This is a genomic window from Geodermatophilus sp. URMC 62 (assembly GCF_052931475.1).
This window is the reverse complement of record NZ_JBRFHY010000001.1, coordinates 1120705-1139993: the sequence shown is the minus strand read 5'-3', so window position 1 is coordinate 1139993 and position 19289 is coordinate 1120705. Positions and strand designations below refer to the sequence as shown.

General features: G+C 73.9%; 16 protein-coding genes. All 16 read left to right on the top strand.

The window, feature by feature from the left end; genetic code table 11:
- Positions 1-86 precede the first annotated feature (86 nt).
- The 16 genes from ACU616_RS05385 (at position 87) to ACU616_RS05310 (ending at position 18994) form a co-directional block, all read left to right on the top strand.
- Positions 87-449, top strand: coding sequence for an NADH-quinone oxidoreductase subunit A (locus ACU616_RS05385; protein WP_106275325.1), 363 nt, complete (start codon positions 87-89; stop codon positions 447-449).
- 15 nt (positions 450-464) lie between these two features.
- On the top strand, positions 465-1145 hold the full coding sequence (locus ACU616_RS05380) for a NuoB/complex I 20 kDa subunit family protein (protein WP_446757446.1): 681 nt from the start codon (positions 465-467) through the stop codon (positions 1143-1145).
- Complete coding sequence (locus ACU616_RS05375; RefSeq protein WP_446757445.1) at positions 1142-1879, top strand: NADH-quinone oxidoreductase subunit C; 738 nt, start codon at positions 1142-1144, stop codon at positions 1877-1879. Before ACU616_RS05380 ends, ACU616_RS05375 begins: the two co-directional genes overlap by 4 nt.
- 10 nt (positions 1880-1889) lie before the next feature.
- The gene (locus ACU616_RS05370) at positions 1890-3212 is read left to right on the top strand and encodes an NADH-quinone oxidoreductase subunit D (protein ID WP_446757444.1); all 1323 of its coding nucleotides are present in this window, start codon (positions 1890-1892) and stop codon (positions 3210-3212) included.
- A 73-nt stretch (positions 3213-3285) separates the two neighbouring features.
- The gene (nuoE, locus tag ACU616_RS05365) at positions 3286-4299 is read left to right on the top strand and encodes an NADH-quinone oxidoreductase subunit NuoE (protein ID WP_446757443.1); all 1014 of its coding nucleotides are present in this window, start codon (positions 3286-3288) and stop codon (positions 4297-4299) included.
- Between the two features lies 1 nt (position 4300).
- Positions 4301-5629 (top strand): NADH-quinone oxidoreductase subunit NuoF, encoded by a 1329-nt coding sequence (nuoF, locus tag ACU616_RS05360; protein WP_446757442.1) that lies wholly within the window; start codon positions 4301-4303, stop codon positions 5627-5629.
- Positions 5626-8133 carry an NADH-quinone oxidoreductase subunit G gene (locus tag ACU616_RS05355; protein WP_446757441.1) on the top strand — a complete coding sequence of 836 codons (2508 nt, stop codon included), beginning with the start codon at positions 5626-5628 and terminating at the stop codon, positions 8131-8133. The genes nuoF and ACU616_RS05355 overlap by 4 nt, the downstream gene beginning before the upstream one ends.
- A complete protein-coding gene (nuoH, locus tag ACU616_RS05350) occupies positions 8130-9641 on the top strand; it encodes an NADH-quinone oxidoreductase subunit NuoH (protein ID WP_446757440.1) in 1512 nt (503 codons plus the stop codon). Before ACU616_RS05355 ends, nuoH begins: the two co-directional genes overlap by 4 nt.
- The gene (gene nuoI, locus ACU616_RS05345; RefSeq protein WP_446757439.1) at positions 9634-10308 is read left to right on the top strand and encodes an NADH-quinone oxidoreductase subunit NuoI; all 675 of its coding nucleotides are present in this window, start codon (positions 9634-9636) and stop codon (positions 10306-10308) included. Before nuoH ends, nuoI begins: the two co-directional genes overlap by 8 nt.
- Entirely contained in the window at positions 10305-11132 is an 828-nt protein-coding gene (locus ACU616_RS05340) for an NADH-quinone oxidoreductase subunit J (RefSeq protein ID WP_446757438.1), read from the top strand. Before nuoI ends, ACU616_RS05340 begins: the two co-directional genes overlap by 4 nt.
- Positions 11133-11205: 73 nt before the next feature.
- The gene (gene nuoK / locus ACU616_RS05335; protein WP_073421291.1) at positions 11206-11505 is read left to right on the top strand and encodes an NADH-quinone oxidoreductase subunit NuoK; all 300 of its coding nucleotides are present in this window, start codon (positions 11206-11208) and stop codon (positions 11503-11505) included.
- A gap of 15 nt (positions 11506-11520) precedes the next feature.
- Positions 11521-13425, top strand: a complete 1905-nt coding sequence (gene nuoL, locus ACU616_RS05330) for an NADH-quinone oxidoreductase subunit L (protein WP_446757437.1) — start codon at positions 11521-11523, stop codon at positions 13423-13425.
- 61 nt (positions 13426-13486) lie between these two features.
- On the top strand, positions 13487-15160 hold the full coding sequence (locus ACU616_RS05325) for an NADH-quinone oxidoreductase subunit M (protein ID WP_446757436.1): 1674 nt from the start codon (positions 13487-13489) through the stop codon (positions 15158-15160).
- Entirely contained in the window at positions 15160-16698 is a 1539-nt protein-coding gene (gene nuoN / locus ACU616_RS05320; protein ID WP_446757435.1) for an NADH-quinone oxidoreductase subunit NuoN, read from the top strand. The genes ACU616_RS05325 and nuoN overlap by 1 nt, the downstream gene beginning before the upstream one ends.
- On the top strand, positions 16698-17756 hold the full coding sequence (locus ACU616_RS05315; RefSeq protein ID WP_446757434.1) for a polyprenyl synthetase family protein: 1059 nt from the start codon (positions 16698-16700) through the stop codon (positions 17754-17756). Before nuoN ends, ACU616_RS05315 begins: the two co-directional genes overlap by 1 nt.
- Before the next feature lie 11 nt (positions 17757-17767).
- A complete protein-coding gene (locus ACU616_RS05310) occupies positions 17768-18994 on the top strand; it encodes a PQQ-dependent sugar dehydrogenase (protein WP_446757433.1) in 1227 nt (408 codons plus the stop codon).
- The last annotated feature ends 295 nt before the right edge of the window (positions 18995-19289 follow it).

Here is a 19289-nt window from a genome sequence, read left to right as displayed (position 1 = left end):
GACCCGAGGCATAGGCTCAGAACCGTCCATTTGTGAATTTGTTCACAAGCTCCGTGCACGTCGCGTGACGCCGAGGGGAGGCGCTGGTGCTCTCGACCTACGTGCCCATCGTGGGTCTGTTCGCGCTGGCCGCGGCCTTCGCCCTGTTCTCCGTCGCGGTCGCCCCGTTCGTGGGTCCGCGCCGCTACAACCGGGCCAAGCTCGAGGCCTACGAGTGCGGCATCGAGCCGGTCGACCAGCCGCTGCACGGCGGCCGCTTCCCGGTGAAGTACTACCTGACGGCGATGCTGTTCATCGTCTTCGACATCGAGATCGTCTTCCTCTACCCGTGGGCCGTCGCCAACGACGCGCTGGGTGTCTTCGGCCTGGTCGAGATGGTCGTGTTCATCGCGACCGTCTTCCTCGCCTACGCCTACGTGTGGCGCCGCGGCGGCCTCGAGTGGGACTGACGGTGAGGAGCTGACATGGGTCTCGAGGAGAAGCTGCCCAGCGGTTTCCTGCTGACCAGCGTGGAGAAGCTGGTCAACTGGACGCGCAAGTCCTCGCTGTGGCCGGCCACCTTCGGCCTGGCCTGCTGCGCCATCGAGATGATGGCCACCGGCGCCGGCCGCTACGACCTCGCGCGCTTCGGCATGGAGGTCTTCCGCGCCTCGCCGCGCCAGGCCGACCTGATGATCGTCGCCGGCCGGGTGAGCCAGAAGATGGCGCCGGTCCTGCGGCAGATCTACGACCAGATGCCCGAGCCCCGCTGGGTGCTCGCCATGGGCGTGTGCGCGAGCTCCGGCGGCATGTTCAACAACTACGCGGTGGTGCAGGGCGTCGACCACGTCGTCCCGGTGGACATGTACCTGCCCGGCTGCCCGCCGCGCCCGGAGATGCTGATGGACGCCATCCTCAAGCTCCACCACAAGATCCAGAACGAGCCCCTCGGGGAGCGGCGGGCCCGCCAGCTCGAGCGGGACCGGGCCGAGGGGCGCGCCCGCGACCTGCTGGTGGAGATGCCCTCCAGCGTGCGGGTCGACAAGGCCGCCCGGCGCGCCTACGAACAGGCCGCGGCCGAGGGGCGGACCGGCCAGTTCGCCATCGAGCAGCGCGGCGGCAAGGCCGTCCTGCTGCCCGAGCCGTACGTGCGGAGCGAGCGGTGACCGGCCCCGGCGACCGCAGCGGCGCCGACGCCGGCCAGGGCGTGACCGCGCCCAGCGGCGGGTTCCGCAAGGGGGCCTTCGGCGTCAGCGGCAGCGGCGACACCTCCGGCTTCGGCGGCCTGGTCCGCGTCGAGCCCGGCGGTGCGGTGGCGCTGCACTCCACCGACCGGCCCTACGGCGGCTGGTTCGACGAGGTCACCGACGCCCTGATCGACGCCGTCGGCGCAGCCACCTACGCCGCCGCAGTCCGGCGGGTGCTGGTCGACCGCGGCGAGATCACCTACTTCGTCGCCCGCGAGCACCTGCTCACCCTGGTGCGGGCCCTGCGCGACGACGACGCGCTGCGCTTCGAGCTGTGCAGCAGCGTCTCCGGCGTCGACTACGAGGGCAGCGGCGGCCCGGCCGCCGCCCCCGGCCGGCCGCGGCTGCACGTCGTCTACCACCTGACCTCGATGACCTACCGGCGGCGGATCCGCCTCGAGGTCGCCGTCACCGCCGAGGACCCGCACGTGCCGTCGGTGTCGTCGGTGTACCCCACGGCGGACTGGCACGAGCGGGAGACCTACGACATGTTCGGCGTCGTCTTCGACGGCCACCCGGCGCTCACCCGGATCCTCATGCCCGACGACTGGGACGGGCACCCGCAGCGCAAGGACTACCCGCTCGGCGGCGTACCGGTCGAGTACCACGACGCGACGATCCCGCCGCCCGACACCCGGCGCACCTACCGGTGAGGGGCCTGCGATGAGCACCACGTACGACCCGTACGCCGGGTCGCGGCAGACCACCGAGGGCCGCGTCTACACCGTCACCGGCGGCGACTGGGACCAGACCCTCGGCAGCGACCTCAGCGGCGAGGAACGCCTCGTCGTCAACATGGGGCCCCAGCACCCGTCCACGCACGGCGTCCTGCGGCTGGTGCTCGACCTCGAGGGCGAGACGGTGACCAAGGCGCGGGTGGTCATCGGCTACCTGCACACCGGCATCGAGAAGAACGTCGAGTACCGCAACTGGACGCAGGGGACGACGTTCGTCACGCGGATGGACTACCTGGCCCCGCTGTTCAACGAGGCCGGCTACTGCATGGCCGTGGAGAAGCTGCTCGGCATCGAGGTGCCGCAGCGCGCGCGGACCATCCGGGTGCTGGTCATGGAGATCAACCGGATCGCCTCCCACCTGGTCGGGCTGGCCACCGGCGGCATGGAGCTCGGCGCGCTCACCGGCATGACCAACGGCTTCCGCGAGCGGGAGCTGTGCCTCGACCTGCTCGAGGAGATCACCGGCCTGCGGATGAACCACGCCTACATCCGCCCCGGCGGCGTGGCGCAGGACCTCCCGCCCGGCGCGGTGGACTCGATCCGCGAGTGGCTCGCGGTCATGCCCGGACAGCTGGCCGGCTACCACAAGCTGCTCACCGGCCAGCCGATCTGGCAGCGCCGGCTCAAGGACGTCGGCTACCTCGACGTCACCGGCTGCCTGGCGCTGGGCGTCACCGGGCCGATCCTGCGCGCGGCCGGCCTGCCGTGGGACCTGCGCAAGGTCGACCCCTACCTCGGCTACGAGTCCTACGACTTCGAGGTGCCGACGGCCGACACGTCCGACGCGTGGGGCCGCTACCTGGTGCGCATGGCCGAGATGTTCGAGTCGCTCAAGATCGTCGAGCAGGCGCTCGACCGGCTCGAGCCCGGCCCGGTCATGGTCGAGGACCGCAAGATCGCCTGGCCCGCGCAGCTGTCCCTGGGTGCCGACGGCATGGGCAACTCCCTCGAGCACGTCAAGCACATCATGGGCACCTCGATGGAGGCCCTGATCCACCACTTCAAGCTGGTCACCGAGGGCTTCCGGGTGCCGGCCGGGCAGGTGTACGTGCCGGTCGAGTCGCCGCGCGGCGAGCTCGGCTACCACGTGGTCAGCGACGGCGGCACCCGCCCGTTCCGCGTCCACGTGCGCGACCCCAGCTTCGTCAACCTGCAGGCGACCGCGGCGATGAGCGAGGGCGGCATGATCGCCGACGTCATCGCGGCCATCGCCTCCATCGATCCCGTCATGGGAGGTGTGGACAGGTGAGCGAGCTCGCGAGCTCACTGAGGGACACAGCAGCGCTGCGAACGGCGTCGACGAGCGCCAGCGAGGAGACGTCGTGAGCTCGCTGCCCGGGTCGTCGGAGGGGGCGGCCACGACGGGGCTGGTCGACAACCCGGTCGAGCCGGCCCCCGCCGACCTGCCGCCGATCCCCGCGCAGGCCCGGCTCGAGGCGCGGGAGATCATGGCCCGCTACCCGCAGCCGCGCTCGGCCCTGCTGCCGATGCTGCACCTGGTGCAGAGCTACCAGGGCTACGTCTCACCCGAGGGCGTCGCGCTGTGCGCCGAGGAGCTGGGGCTGACCAAGGCCGAGGTCGGCGCGGTGGCGACCTTCTACACGATGTACAAGCGCCACCCGACCGGCCGGCACATCGTCAGCGTCTGCACCAACACCCTGTGCGCCGTCCTCGGCGGGCAGCGGATCATGGACGCCCTCTCGGCCGACCTCGGCGTCCACCACGACGAGACGGCGGCCGACGGCTCGGTCACCCTCGAGCACGCCGAGTGCCTGGCCGCCTGCGACTACGCGCCGGTGGTCACCGTCGACTACGAGTTCTACGACCAGCAGGACGTCGACAGCGCCCGCGCGCTGGTGGCCGCGCTGCGCCGGGGCGAGAAGCCGCACCCCACCCGCGGCGCGCCGCTCACCGACTTCCGCGGCGTCTCCCGCCAGCTGGCCGGCTTCTCCCAGCACGCCGACGCCGCGGCCGCCCGGGCCGCCGTCGACGCCCCGGGGGAGTGGGGCCCCACCCTGGCCGGCGTCCGGCTGGCCGCCGAGCGCGGCGAGGCCGCCCCGCCGATGGACGGCCCCGAGCCGCAGCCCGCCGACGACGGCGAGCCCGCCGACACGGTGGCCCCGTCCGGCGACGCCGGCCGGACGCCCGAGAAGGAGGCCGCCGACGCGCGCGTCGCCGCGGCCGACAACCCCGCCGAGCGCGCCGGTGCGGCGCAGACGCACCCCGACCGCGGCACCGAGTACGGCCGGAAGACGCCGCCCGGGTCCCGCCCCACCCCCGACACCCCCGCAGGGACCGAGCCGGGCACCTCCGGCCAGGGTCCAGGGAAGGCCTGACATGCCGCTCACCCCTGTCCTCACCTCGCGCTGGGGCGCCGACCAGCCCTGGCGGCTGGCCACCTACGAGTCGCTCGACGGCTACGCCGCGCTGCGCACCGCGCTGTCGATGGCCCCCGACGAGCTGGTGTCGCTGGTCAAGGACTCCGGCCTGCGCGGCCGCGGCGGCGCGGGCTTCCCCACCGGCATGAAGTGGAGCTTCATCCCGCAGCCCAAGCCGGGGGAGACGCCCACCGGGCCGGCCGCCATGCCCAAGTACCTCGTGGTCAACGCCGACGAGGGCGAGCCGGGAACCTGCAAGGACCTCCCGCTGATGATGACCGACCCGCACGCCCTGGTGGAGGGCGTCATCATCTCGGCGTACGCGATCCGCTGCCGGTTCGCCGTCATCTACGTCCGCGGCGAGGCGGTGCACGCCCACCGCCGGCTGGTCAACGCCGTCGAGGAGGCCTACGCGGCCGGATACCTCGGCACCGACGTCCTCGGCTCGGGCTACGACCTCGAGCTGGTGGTGCACGCCGGCGCCGGGGCCTACATCTGCGGCGAGGAGACGGCGCTGCTCGACTCGCTCGAGGGCTACCGCGGCCAGCCGCGCCTCAAGCCGCCGTTCCCCGCCGTCGCCGGCCTCTACGGCGCCCCGACGGTCATCAACAACGTCGAGACGCTGGCCACCGTGCCGTTCGTCGTCCGCGGCGGGGCGGAGTGGTTCAAGCGGTTCGGCCCGGAGAAGTCGCCGGGACCGAAGATCTACTCGCTGTCGGGCCGGGTGGTGCGCCCGGGCCAGTACGAGGCCCCGATGGGCACGACGATGCGCGAGCTGCTGGCGATGGCCGGTGGCGTCCGTCCCGGGCACGAGCTCAGGTTCTGGACGCCGGGCGGCTCGTCGACGCCGTACTTCACCGCCGAGCACCTCGACGTCCCGCTCGACTTCGACTCCGTGGGCGCCGCGGGCTCGATGCTCGGCACCACGGCGCTCATGGTGTTCGACGAGACCGACTCGATCGTCGAGGCGACCCTGCGGTTCACCCAGTTCTACGCGCACGAGAGCTGCGGCAAGTGCACCCCGTGCCGCGAGGGGACCTACTGGCTGGTGCAGGTGCTGCAGCGCCTCGTCGACGGCCGGGGCACCGCGGCCGACCTCGACCTGCTCACCGACACCTGCGACAACATCCTCGGCCGGTCGTTCTGCGCGCTCGGTGACGGCGCGACCAGCTGCATCACCAGCTCCCTGAAGTACTTCCGCGACGACTACGTCGCCCTGCTGCCCCCCGAGGAGCAGGCCCGCCTGGGCCGCTCCCTGCGCCTCGAGCCCGTCGGAGTGGCCTCGTGACACTGACCCCCACCAGCCCCGAGCCGGCGGCGGCGGTGCCGCCCGGCGTGCCCGGGCCGCACACCCCGCCCGACGCCGTCCACTGCACCATCGACGGCTTCGACGTCGCGGTGCCCAAGGGGACGCTGATCATCCGGGCCGCCGAGATGGTCGGCATCCAGATCCCGCGGTTCTGCGACCACCCCCTGCTCGACCCGGTCGGCGCCTGCCGACAGTGCCTGGTCGAGGTCGAGGGCCAGCGCAAGCCGGTCGCCTCCTGCACCATGCCGGTCACCGACGGCATGGCGGTGAAGACGCAGCTGACCAGCGCGGTCGCCGACAAGGCGCAGCAGGGCACGATGGAGCTGCTGCTGATCAACCACCCGCTGGACTGCCCGGTCTGCGACAAGGGCGGGGAGTGCCCGCTGCAGAACCAGGCCATGAGCAACGGCCGCGCCGAGACCCGCTTCGTCGACGTCAAGCGGACCTATCCCAAGCCGCTGCCGATCAGCAGCGAGATCCTGCTCGACCGCGAGCGCTGCGTGCTGTGCGCCCGCTGCACCCGCTTCTCCCAGCAGGTGGCCGGCGACCCGTTCATCGAGCTGTTCGAGCGGGGCGCGCTGGAACAGGTCGCCGTCTACGAGGACGAGCCGTTCTCCTCCTACTTCTCCGGCAACACCACCCAGATCTGCCCGGTCGGGGCCCTGACCAGCGCGCAGTACCGGTTCCGGTCGCGTCCCTTCGACCTGCGCAGCGAGCCCTCGGTGTGCGAGCACTGCGCCTCGGGCTGCGCCATGCGCACCGACTACCGGCGCGGGAAGGTCATGCGCCGGCTGGCCGGCGATGACCCGGCGGTCAACGAGGAGTGGACCTGCGACAAGGGCCGGTACGCGTTCCGCTACGCGGCCACCAACGACCGGCTGACCACCCCGCTGGTCCGCGGCGCGGACGGCGTGCTGGCGCCGGCGTCCTGGCCCGACGCCTGGGCCGCCGCGGCCGAGGGTCTGCGCGCGGCCCGGGCGGCCGGTGGGGTGGGCGTGCTGCCCGGCGGCCGGCTGACCGTCGAGGACGCCTACGCCTACGCCAAGTTCGCGCGGGTCGCCCTGGGCACGCACGACGTCGACGCCCGCGCCCGGGCGCACTCGGCCGAGGAGCAGGCCTTCCTCACCGCGCACGTCGCCGGCACCTCCCCCGGCAGCGGTGCGGTCACCTACGACGAGGTCACCGCCGCCCCGGTCGTGCTGCTGGCCGGGCTGGAGCCGGAGGAGGAGTCGCCGATCGTCTTCCTGCGGCTGCGCCGGGCGGTCCGGAAGGGCTCGCTGGCCGTCTACGACCTCGCGCCGTTCGCCACCCGCGCGGCGCAGAAGCTGCAGGCCACCGTGCTGGTCACCCGACCCGGCGACGAGGCCCGCGCCCTCGCCGCGCTCGGCGAGGGCAGCTGGGGCGGTCCCGCGGTCGAGGCGCTGCGGCAGCCGAGCGCGGTCGTGCTCGCCGGCGAGCGGCTGGCCGAGGTCCCCGGGGCGTTCACCGCGCTGGCCGCGCTCGCCCGCGCCACCGGCGCCCGCGTGGCCTGGGTGCCGCGGCGGGCGGGGGAGCGCGGCGCGGTCGAGGCCGGCGCGCTGCCGGGACTGCTGCCCGGCGGGCGCCCGGTCGCCGACCCGGTCGCGCGCGCCGAGGTCGCCGCCCTGTGGGGCCTGGACCCCACCGGCCTGCCGGCCGCGCCGGGTCGCGACACCACCGGCATCCTCACCGCCGTCCGCGACGGCCGGCTGGCCGGCCTGCTCGTCGGGGGCGTCGACCCCGCGGACCTGCCCGACCCGCGGCTGGCCGCGCAGGCCCTCGCCGCGGCGTCCTTCGTCGTCAGCCTCGAGCAGCGGCCGAGCGCCGTCACCGAGCACGCCGACGTGGTGCTGCCCGTCGCCGCGGCGCCGGAGAAGGCCGGCAGCTACCTCGACTGGGAGGGACGGGTGCGCTCCTTCGACGCCACCCTGCACGGCACCGGGCAGCTGCCCGACGGCCGGGTGCTGCACGGCCTGGCCGAGTACCTCGACGTCGACCTGCGGCTGCCCGCGCCCGAGGCGGCCCGCGCCGAGCTCGCCGCGCTGGGCGCCGCTCCCGAGCGGGCCGCGGCCACCGGGCTCGACGTCCCGCCCGCGGCGGCTCCCCGGCCCGGCGACGGCGAGGCGGTGCTGGCCTCCTGGCGGCAGCTGCTCGACGTCGGCACGCTCCAGCGCGACGAGCCCGAGCTGGCCGGCACGGCCCGCCCGCCGGTCGCGCGGATCGGCGCCGAGGCCGCCGCGCGGCTGGGCCTGGCCGACGGCGAGCTGCTCACCGTCACCGGCGCCGCCGGGTCGGTGACCCTGCCCGTCTGCGTCACCGACATGCCCGACGGCGTCGTGTGGCTGCCGATGCGCTCGCCCGGCAGCGAGCTGCGCAGCGCGCTGGGCACCGTGCCGGGCGGCGTCGTCCGGCTCGGTGCGGTCCGCACCGGCGCCACCGCCGCCCGTGCGGGGGGTGCCGCGTGAGGGCCCTCGCCGTCGCCGCCGACCAGCCCACGCTGGCCGACTTCGGGCACGACGTCTGGTGGATCGTGCTGCTCAAGATCGTCGGCGTCTTCGCGGTGCTCGTGCTGATGACGCTGTTCGCGATCGTCTTCGAGCGCAAGGTCGTCGCCCGCATGCAGCAGCGCTCCGGCCCCAACCGGGTCGGCCCGCGCGGCTCGCTGCAGAGCCTCGCCGACGGGCTGAAGCTGGCGTTCAAGGAGGACATCATGCCGGCGCTGGCCGACCGGCCGGTGTACTTCCTCGCGCCGGTCATCGCCGCGGTCCCGGCGTTCCTGGCCTTCTCGGTCATCCCGCTCGGCCCGGTCGTCAGCATCTTCGGCCAGCGCACGCCGCTGCAGCTGACCGACGCCCCCATCGGCGTGCTCGTCGTGCTGGCCTGCTCGGCGATGGGCGTCTACGGCATCGTGCTCGCGGGGTGGGCCTCCGGCTCGACCTACCCGCTGCTGGGCGGCCTGCGCAGCGCCGCGCAGATGGTCAGCTACGAGATCGCGATGGGCCTGTCCATCGTCGCGGTGTTCCTCTACGCCGGGTCGATGTCGACCTCGGAGATCGTCGCGGCGCAGGCCGACGGCAACCGGCTGTCGTTCTTCGGGCTGGAGGTCACCGGGCCGAGCTGGTTCGCGATCCTGCTGCCGGTCAGCTTCGTCGTCTACGTGGTCGCCGTCGTCGGGGAGACCAACCGCGCGCCGTTCGACCTGCCCGAGGCCGAGAGCGAGCTGGTCGGCGGGTTCCACACCGAGTACACGTCGCTGAAGTTCGCGCTGTTCTTCCTCGCCGAGTACATCAACATGGTCACCGTCTCGGCGCTGGCCGCGACGCTGTTCCTCGGCGGCTGGCGGGCCCCGTGGCCGCTGTCGATCTGGGACGGCGCCAACTCCGGGTGGTGGCCGCTGCTGTGGTTCTTCCTCAAGGTCACCGCCGCGCTGTTCGTCTTCATCTGGCTGCGCGGCACGCTGCCCCGGCTGCGCTACGACCAGTTCATGCGCTTCGGCTGGAAGGTGCTCGTCCCGACGGCGCTGGTGTGGATCCTCGTCGTGGCCACGATGCGCACCGTCTCCCGCGAGGCGGAGCTGTCCACCGGTGAGGTGGCGGTCTTCGTCGGCGTGCCGATCGCGCTGGTCGTGCTCGCCGGGCTGCTCATCGCCAGCCGGACGGCCAACCGCGACACCCGGCTCATGGCCGAGGACGCCGCCGCCGGCGGCATCCACGCCACCGACCCCGAGCCCGACGTGCTGCCGCCGGCCGGGCCGCGCCACCGGCCCGCGCAGGGCGCCGGTCCGGCCCGCGCCGAGGGCGGCTACCCGGTGCCGCCGATGGACCTCACCGTGCCGCCCTCGCCCCGGCTGCGCCGTGCCGAGCCGGTCGGTGCACCCGCCGGCGGCACCCCCGGTGGCAGCCCCGGTGGTGTGGTCAGCAGTGGCCGCCGCGGCAGCACCGCCACCCGCGCACAGGAGGACCTCGATGGCTGAGCAGGACCCGGCTCCCGTGACCCGGCAGGACCCCACGACCACCGGCGGGCAGAAGGGCCTCGCGCAGGCGTCGCGCGGGGCGGTCGAGCGGGCCGGCCGCGACGGCGGCGCCGCGCCGGCCCGCCGCAGCCTGCTCCCGGCGCCCGGCCAGGGCTTCGGCGTCACCTTCGGTCAGATGTTCAAGAAGGTGACCACCGAGCAGTACCCCGAGACGCCCAAGGTGACCAAGCCGCGCTACCACGGCCGGCACGTGCTCAACCGGCACCCCGACGGGCTGGAGAAGTGCGTCGGCTGCGAGCTGTGCGCCTGGGCCTGCCCGGCCGACGCCATCTACGTCGAGGGCGGCGACAACACCGAGGACGCGCGCTACAGCCCCGGTGAGCGGTACGGGCGCGTCTACCAGATCAACTACCTGCGCTGCATCTTCTGCGGGCTGTGCATCGAGGCCTGCCCGACCCGGTCGCTGACCATGAGCAACGACTTCGAGCTCGCCGACGACAACCGGCAGGACCTGATCTACACCAAGGAGCAGCTCATGGCCCCGCTCCTGCCCGGCATGGAGGCCCCGCCGCACGCCATGCGGCTCGGCGAGGACGAGAAGGACTACTACGTGCGCGAGCCGCAGCCCGGGTCCGCGGCCGAGCCGGTGACGGCGGAGCGGGCGTGAGCGTCGTCGCGGCGGCCGCCGACACGTCCGTGCAGCTGGGCACCGGCGAGGCCGTCGTCTTCTGGATCCTGGGGCCGATCGCGCTGGCCGGGGCGCTGGGCATGGTGTTCAGCCGCAACGCCGTCCACTCGGCGCTCTGGCTGGTCAACACGATGCTCACGTTCGGCGTCTTCTACGTCGTCCAGGAGGCGCCGTTCCTCGGCGCGGTGCAGATCATCGTCTACACCGGCGCGATCATGATCCTGTTCCTGTTCGTCCTCATGCTGGTCGGCCGGGACTCCTCCGACTCCGTCGTCGAGACGCTGCGCGGCCAGCGGGTGGCGGCGATCGTGCTGGGGGTCGGCTTCGCCGGCCTCGTCGGTGCCGGCATCGCGCGCGCCACCCAGGACACCGCGGCCACCGGCCTGACCGACGCGCAGGGCGATCGGAACAACATCGAGGCGATCGCCGAGCTGCTGTTCACCCGCTACCTGCTGGCCTTCGAGGTCACCAGCGCCCTGCTGATCACCGCCGCCGTCGGCGCGATGGTGCTGGCCCACATCGAGCGCGAGCCCGGCACCCGGCGGACGCAGAAGGAGCTGTCGCGGGCGCGCTTCCTCACCGACCGGCCGCAGACGCTGCCCGGTCCCGGGGTGTACGCGCGGGCCAACTCCGTCGCCGCCCCCGCGCTGCTGCCCGACGGGCGCGCCGCCGAGGAGACCGTCGCCACCGGGATCGAGGCCCAGGAGGTCGAGCAGATGCCCCGCCCCACCGGCCGGGCCCAGCTCGGCAGTCCCGACGCGGCGCTCGGCACCCCCGACGGCGTGGTGGACGGCCACAGGTGAGCGAGCGAGCGAGCTCACCCAGGGGCACAGCACACCGCGTCATGACGACGACGGGCGCCGGCGAGGAGGCGGAATGACACTCACGCACTACCTGGTGCTCGCCGCGATCCTGTTCACCATCGGCGCGGTCGGCGTGCTGGTGCGGCGCAACGCGATCGTCGTGTTCATGTGCGTCGAGCTGATGCTCAACTCGGTGAACCTCACGCTGGTCACCTTCGCCCGGGCCACCGGCACCGTCGACGGCCAGATCATGGCCTTCTTCGTCATGGTCGTGGCCGCCGCCGAGGTCGTCGTCGGCCTCGCGATCATCATGTCGATCTACCGGACCCGCCGGTCGGCGTCGGTCGACGACGCCAACCTGCTCAAGTACTGACGGGAGCCGGCGCACATGGACACCGTCGCGGCCGAGGGACTGCTCGGCGCATCCTGGCTGGTCATCGCACTGCCCCTGGCCGGCGCCGCCGTGCTGCTGCTGGGCGGCCGGCGCACCGACCGCTGGGGCCACCTGCTGGGGACGGCGACCGTCGTCGCGGCCTTCCTCGTCGGGCTGCTGTGCACCGTGCAGCTGGCCGGCACCGAGGGCCGCTCGGTCGACGTCGACCTGTTCACCTTCGTCTCGGCCGGCTCGCTCGACGTGCAGGCCGGCCTGCTCGTCGACCCGCTGTCGGCGACCTTCGTGCTGCTGATCACCGGCGTGGGCGCGCTCATCCACGTCTACTCGATCGGCTACATGGCGCACGACCCGCGCCGGCGCCGGTTCTTCGCCTACCTCAACCTGTTCGTCGCGGCGATGCTCCTGCTCGTCCTCGGCGACAACTACGTGGCCCTCTACGTCGGGTGGGAGGGCGTGGGCCTGGCGTCCTACCTGCTCATCGCCTTCTGGCACGAGCGCCCCGCGGCGGCCACCGCCGCCAAGAAGGCGTTCATCATGAACCGCGTCGGCGACGTCGGCCTGGCGCTGGCGATCTTCACGATGTTCGCCCAGCTCGGCACGGTCAGCTACGAGGGCGTCTTCGGCGGCATCGGGGCCCTCGCCGGCGGGACGGTCACCGCCATCGGCCTGCTCCTGCTGCTCGGCGCGTGCGGCAAGTCCGGCCAGTTCCCGCTGCAGGCCTGGCTGCCCGACGCCATGGAGGGCCCGACGCCGGTCTCGGCGCTCATCCACGCCGCGACGATGGTCACCGCCGGCGTCTACCTCATCGCCCGGTCGGCGCCGGTCTACGACCTCACGCCGACCGCCCGCGCCGTCGTCCTCGCCGTCGGCGCGGTCACCCTGCTCATCGGCGCCATCAGCGGCTGTGCCTTCGACGACATCAAGAAGGTGCTGGCGTACTCGACGGTCAGCCAGATCGGCTACATGTTCCTGGCCGTGGGCCTGGGCCCGGTCGGCTACGCGGCCGGCATCGCCCACCTGCTCACCCACGGCTTCTTCAAGGCCGGGCTCTTCCTCGGCGCCGGGTCGGTCATGCACGCCATGGGCGACCAGGTCGACATGCGCCGCTTCGGCGGGCTGGCGAAGCGGCTGCCGGTCACCTTCGTGACCTTCGGCCTGGGCTACCTGGCCCTCATCGGGTTCCCGTTCCTGTCCGGCTACTGGACCAAGGACGCGATCATCGAGGCCGCCCTGGACCGGGGCGGGGCGTCGGGCTGGCTGCTGGGCACGGTGGCGGTGGTCGGCGCCGGGCTGACCGCCTTCTACATGACCCGGCTGATGCTGATGACCTTCCTCGGCCGGCCGCGCTGGACGCCCGACGTGCACCCGCACGAGTCGCCGTCGGTGATGACCGCGCCGATGGTCCTGCTCGCCGTCGGCTCGGTGGCCGCGGGCTTCCTGCTGGTCAACGTCTTCCCGCTCGACGAGTGGCTGGCCCCGGTGTTCGGCGCCCCCGAGGAGGCCGAGCACGTGGTGGCTCCCGCCGTCGTCGGGGTCGTGGTGACGGCGGTGGTGCTCGTCGGCGTCCTCGCCGCGTGGCTGTTCGTCGGCCGCCGCGAGATCCCGGAGGTGGCGCCGGCGCGCGTCTCGCCGGTCACCCGCGCCGCTCGCCGGGCGCTCTACGCCGACACGGTCAACGAGTCGCTGTTCATGCGGCCGGGCCAGTGGCTGACCCGGGCGCTGGTCTGGGTGGACAACCGCGGCGTCGACGGCGCGGTCAACGGGCTGGCGGCCACGCTCGGCGGCTCGTCGTCGCGCCTGGGCCGCGCGCAGACCGGCTTCGTCCGGTCCTACGCGCTCGGGATGCTCGGCGGCGCGGTCGTCGTCGCCGGTGCGCTGCTGGCGGTGACGGCCGGGTGAGCGGGTCCCCTGTCCTCGGAGGAGACGACGACGTGCCGACCACGACACCGAGGAGCCTGGCGTGAGCGACTCCCTGCTCCTGCTCGCGATGCTGGTGGTGCCCGCGCTCGGCGCCGCCGGTGTCGCGGCGCTGCCCCGCGCGAACGCGGCCCTGGCCCGTCAGGTCACCCTGGGCGTGAGCCTGGTCGTGCTGCTGCTGGCCGTGCTGGCCGCCGTCGCCTTCGACCCCGACGGCGACCGGTTCCAGCTGACCAGCTCGGTCCCGTGGATCCCCGGCTTCGGCGTCGACTTCGCCCTCGGCGTCGACGGCATCGCGCTGGTGATGCTCCTGCTGGTCGGCGTCCTCGTCCCCGTCGTGGTGCTCGCCTCCTGGCGCGACGTCGCGCCCGGGCGCCGCTCGATGCGCGCCTTCTGGGCCTGGCTGCTGCTGCTCGAGGCCTGCATGGTCGGCGTCTTCGCCGCCACCGACGTCTTCCTCTTCTACGTCTTCTTCGAGGCGATGCTCGTCCCGATGTACTTCATCGTGGGTAGCTTCGGCGGCCCGCGCCGGCAGTACGCCGCGGTGAAGTTCTTCCTCTACAGCCTGGTGGGCGGGCTGGTCATGCTCGCCGCCGTCATCGGGCTCTACGTCGTCAGCGAGGCCGCGGGGGAGGGCACCTTCTCCTTCACCGCGCTCAACGGGATCGACATCGACCCGGGCGTGCAGCGGCTGCTGTTCCTCGGCTTCTTCGTGGCCTTCGCCATCAAGGCGCCGCTGGTGCCCTTCCACACCTGGCTGCCCGACGCCGGTGCCGAGGCCCCGATCGGCGGGGCGGTGCTGCTCGTCGGCGTCCTCGACAAGGTCGGCACCTTCGGCTTCCTGCGCTACTGCCTGCCGCTGTTCCCCGACGCCTCGCGGGAGTTCGCGCCCTACGTCCTCGTGCTCGCCGTCGCCGGGGTCCTCTACGCGGCGCTGCTGGCCATGGGGCAGAGCGACATGAAGCGGCTGGTCAGCTACACCTCGATCGCCCACTTCGGCTTCATCGCGCTGGGCGTCTTCGCGTTCACCACCGAGGCCGGCACCGGCGCGGTGCTCTACATGGTCAACCACGGCATCGCGACCGGCCTGCTGTTCCTCGTCGTCGGCATGCTCATCGCCCGCGGCGGCTCCCGGCTGGTCGGCGACTACGGCGGTGTGGCCGGCGCGGCGCCCAAGCTGGCCGGGGTGTTCCTCGTCGCGGGGCTGGCCTCGCTGGCGCTGCCGGGCACCAACAGCTTCGTCAGCGAGTTCCTCGTGCTCATCGGCTCGTTCCCGACCCGTCCGGTGTTCACCGTCCTCGCCACCGTCGGCATCGTGCTCGCCGCGCTCTACGTGCTGCTGCTCTACCAACGGACGATGCACGGCCCGCCGCGCGGGATCCTCGCCGGCCCCGCCGACGCCGACGCCCTCACCGACGCCCTCACCGACGGCGTCCCGGCAGCCCCCGCCGGCGGGCACGGCGCGAGCGCCGCCACGGCCACGGCGACGGCCACGCTCACCGCGCCGGCACCGGCCCGCGCGGTCCTGCGGGTGCGCGACCTGTCCCGCCGGGAGGTCGCGGTCGTCGCCCCGCTGGTGGCGCTGATCGTGGTGCTCGGCGTGTACCCGCAGCCGCTGGTCCGGCTGATCGAACCGGCCGTCGCCGCCACGATGGGCGACGTCGGGGCCGACCCGGCCGGCACCACTCCCGCCGGCTCTCCCGAGGGGACCGACTGATGCCGATCGAGGCCCCCGACCTATCGCTGGCCGCGCTCACGCCGCTGCTGTTCGTCTTCGCCGCCGCCTGCGTCGGGGTGCTGGTGGAGGCCTTCGGCCCGCGCGATCGGCACGCGGTGCAGGTCGCCATCGCCCTGCTGGGCACCGTCGGCGCGCTGGTCAGCACCCTGCTGCTGGCCGGGGCCCACGAGATCACGGCCGGGGGGGCGCTCGCCGTCGACGGCGCCGGGCTGTTCCTCCAGGCGACGATCGCCGGCCTGGGCGCGCTGTCGATCCTGCTGTTCGCCGAGCGCAACCTCGACCCCGCCCGCTCGGCGTTCGTCGTCTCCGCGGCCGTGCCGGCCGGCAGCGTCCGCGACCGGGAGCTGCTCACCGTCCCGCGGGTACAGACCGAGGTCTACCCGCTGGCGGCCTTCGCCATCGGCGGCATGATGCTCTTCGTCGCGGCCAACGACCTGCTGGTCATGTTCGTCGCCCTCGAGGTGCTCAGCCTGCCGCTCTACCTGATCAGCGGCCTGGCCCGCCGGCGCCGGCTGCTCTCCCAGGAGGCGGCGGTCAAGTACTTCCTGCTGGGGGCGTTCGCCTCGGCGTTCTTCCTCTACGGCCTGGCGCTGGTCTACGGCGCCACGGGCAGCGTGCGGCTCGCCGACGTCCGTGACGCCGTGGGCACCGGCGGCGTGCTGCTCGTCCTCGGGCTGGCGCTGCTCGTCGTCGGCCTGCTGTTCAAGGCCAGCGTGGCGCCGTTCCACACCTGGACGCCCGACGTCTACCAGGGCGCGCCGACCCCCGTGACCGCCTTCATGGCCGCCTGCACCAAGGTCGCGGCCTTCGGCGCCATCCTGCGGCTGCTCTACGTCGCCTTCGGCACCGACGAGTGGACCTGGCGGCCGCTGGTCTACGGCGTCGCGATCGTCTCGATGGTCGTGGGCGCCGTCCTGGGGCTCACCCAGACCGACCTCAAGCGGATGCTCGCCTACTCGTCGGTGGCGCACGCCGGCTTCCTGCTCACCGGCGTCCTCGGGTTCTCCGTCGCCGGGGAGGCCGCCGGCTCGGGGCTGTCGGCCACGATGTTCTACCTGCTGGCCTACGGCCTGACCACGCTGGGCGCCTTCGCCGTCCTCACCCTGGTGCGCAGCGGCGACGGCGAGGCCACCCACCTGTCGCAGTGGGCGGGGCTGGCGCAGCGCTCCCCGCTGACCGCCGCGGTGATGAGCCTGTTCCTGCTGGCGCTGGCCGGCATCCCGCTGACCAGCGGGTTCACCGGCAAGTTCGCCGTCTTCCGGGCCGCGATCGAGGACGGCGCCTGGCCGCTGGCGGTGGTCGCGCTGCTGGCCAGCGCGGTGGCGGCCTTCTTCTACCTGCGGGTCATCGTGCTCATGTACTTCTCCGAGCCCGCGGTCGACGGCCCCACCGTCGGCGTGCCCGGCCTGCCCACCACGATCGTGCTCGCGGTGACCGCGGCGGCCACCCTCGTCCTCGGGATCGTCCCCGGGTCGGTGCTGGGCCTGGCGGACCAGGCGGCTATCTTCGTCGGTTGATGACCGGACCCCGTGCCGCCGTCGACGGGGACGCCCCGGCCGAGGTCTGGCACCGCATCTCGACCCCCGCCTCCACCGTCGGCGCCTGGCTGCCCGGCGGCCCGCTCGGCGCGTCCCTGACAGACGGCCTGGGCCGGGTGGAGGCGGCGCTGGCGGCCGCGGTGGCCAGCGACCACTCGTTCGTCTCCGAGGCGGCCGGGCACCTGATGGCCGCGGGCGGCAAGCGGTTTCGGCCGATGCTGGCGCTGCTGGCCGCCCAGCTCGGCGACGCGCAGGCGCCGGAGGTCGTGCGAGCGGCCGTCGTCTGCGAGCTCACCCACCTGGCGACGCTCTACCACGACGACGTCATGGACGAGGCCGCCGTCCGCCGCGGGGCGCCCAGCGCCAACAGCCGCTGGACCAACAGCGTCGCGATCCTCACCGGCGACTTCCTCTTCGCCCGCGCCTCCGACATCCTCGCCGACCTCGGGCCCGAGGCGGTGCGCATCCAGGCCCGCACGTTCGAGCGGCTGGTCACCGGGCAGATCCGCGAGACCGTGGGGGCCCGCCCCGGTGAGGACCGGGTGGCGCACTACCTCGAGGTGCTCGCCGACAAGACCGGCTCCCTGGTGGCCACCTCGGCCCGCTTCGGCGCCTCCTTCGCCGGCGTCGACCCCGCGCTCGTCGAGGCGCTCACCCGCTTCGGCGAGCTCGTGGGCGTGGCCTTCCAGCTCTCCGACGACCTGATCGACATCGTCAGCGAGGACGGCGCCTCCGGGAAGTCGCCGGGCACCGACCTGCGCGAGGGCATCGCGACGCTGCCCGCGCTGATCGCGCTGGCCGGCGCCGACCCGGCCGAGGCCCGGCTGCGCGAGCTGGTCGCGCGCCCGCTGTCCGACGCGGCCGAGCACGCCGAGGCGCTCGCCCTGCTGCGCGGGTCCGCGGCGCTGGCCCGGGCCACCGAGGTGCTGCGCGACTACGCCGACCGCGCGCGGGCCTCCCTGTCCGACGTGCCGGCCGGCGACGTCCGCGACGCCCTCTCGGCGCTGTGCGACTACGTGGTGACCCGCACCAGCTGACAGAGGACCCCGTGCCCCCCACCGCTGGCAGGCTCGCGGCCGGTCCCTGCGCGGGGGCCGTGCTGGTGGCCCTGGTGCTGCTCGCCGGCTGCAGTGCCGCGCAGGTCGACGACGGGGCTCCCGACATCCCCGGCGTCGTCGCGAGTCCCTCGGTGGCCGTCCCGGCGCTGCGGGTGGAGACCGTCCTCGACGGGCTCGACCACCCCTGGGACGTCGCTCTCGCCCCGGAGGGCACCCTGCTCGTCGACGAGCGCGGCGGCGGGTTCACCGCGGTGCTGCCCGACGGGACGACCCGCGCGCTCGACGCCGACTCCTCCGACCTCTTCGCCGACGGCGAGACCGGCCTGATGGGCCTGGTGCTCGACCCAGCCTTCGCCGGGAACCGGCGGTTCTACACCTGCCAGGGCGTCGAGGAGGACGACGGAGCGGAGATCCAGGTCATCGCCTGGACCGTCGACGCCGGCTGGACGACGGCGACCCGCGTGGACGACCCGCTGCTCGGCGACATCCCGGTCAACGAGCGCACCGGCCGGCACGGCGGCTGCCGCGTCCGCTTCGACCCCTCGGGCGCCCTGCTCGTGGGCACCGGGGACAACGCCGTCGGCAGCAACGCGCAGGACCTCTCGACCCTCGCCGGCAAGGTGCTGCGGATCGACGCGGCCACCGGCGGCCCGGCTCCCGGGAACCCGTTCGCCGGCTCGGCCGACCCGCGCACCCGTCTGGTGCTCAGCTACGGCCACCGCAACGTGCAGGGCATCGCCGTCCGGCCCGGGACCGGCGAGGTCTACACCGTCGAGCAGGGCACCCGCCGCGACGACGAGGTCAACCGGTCGGTCCCCGGCGCGAACTACGGCTACGACCCCGACGGCGCTCCCGACGGACCGGCCGGCGCGTACGACGAGAGCGTCCCGATGACCGACCCCGGCATCCCCGGCGCCGTCACCGCCGTGTGGTCCTCCGGCGCCCCGACCATCGCCACCAGCGGCGGCGACTTCCTCAGCGGCCCGCAGTGGGGCGGCTACGACGGCGTCCTGCTGCTCGGGGTGCAGAAGGGCACGGGGGTGCTCGCGCTGCGCCTGGACGAGGAGGGCGAGCTGGTCGAGCAGTTCCGCGTACCGGAGCTGGAGGACGCCTACGGCCGGGTGCGCACGCCGCTGCTCGGCGCCGACGGTGCGCTCTACCTGACCACCGACAACGGCGACGGCGACGACCGCCTCCTGCGCGTCGTCCCCGCGTAGCGGGTCGTCGCGCCGAGTGGGCCCCGGAGGGGTCCGCGCAGGCGCGGCGGGTTGGGCTCAGCGCCGGTGGGGGACGGCACCCGGCCGCGGTGTCGGCCGGGAGGCCGACAGGGGGCAGGGTCCGCGCAGGCGCGGCGGGTTGGGCTCAGCGCCGGTAGGGGACGGCACCCGGCCGCGGTGTCGGCCGGGAGGCCGACGGGGGGCAGGGTCCGCGCAGGCGCGGCGGGTTGGGCTCAGCGCCGGTGGGGGACGGCACCCGGCCGCGGTGTCGGCCGGGAGGCCGACCGTGTCGTGG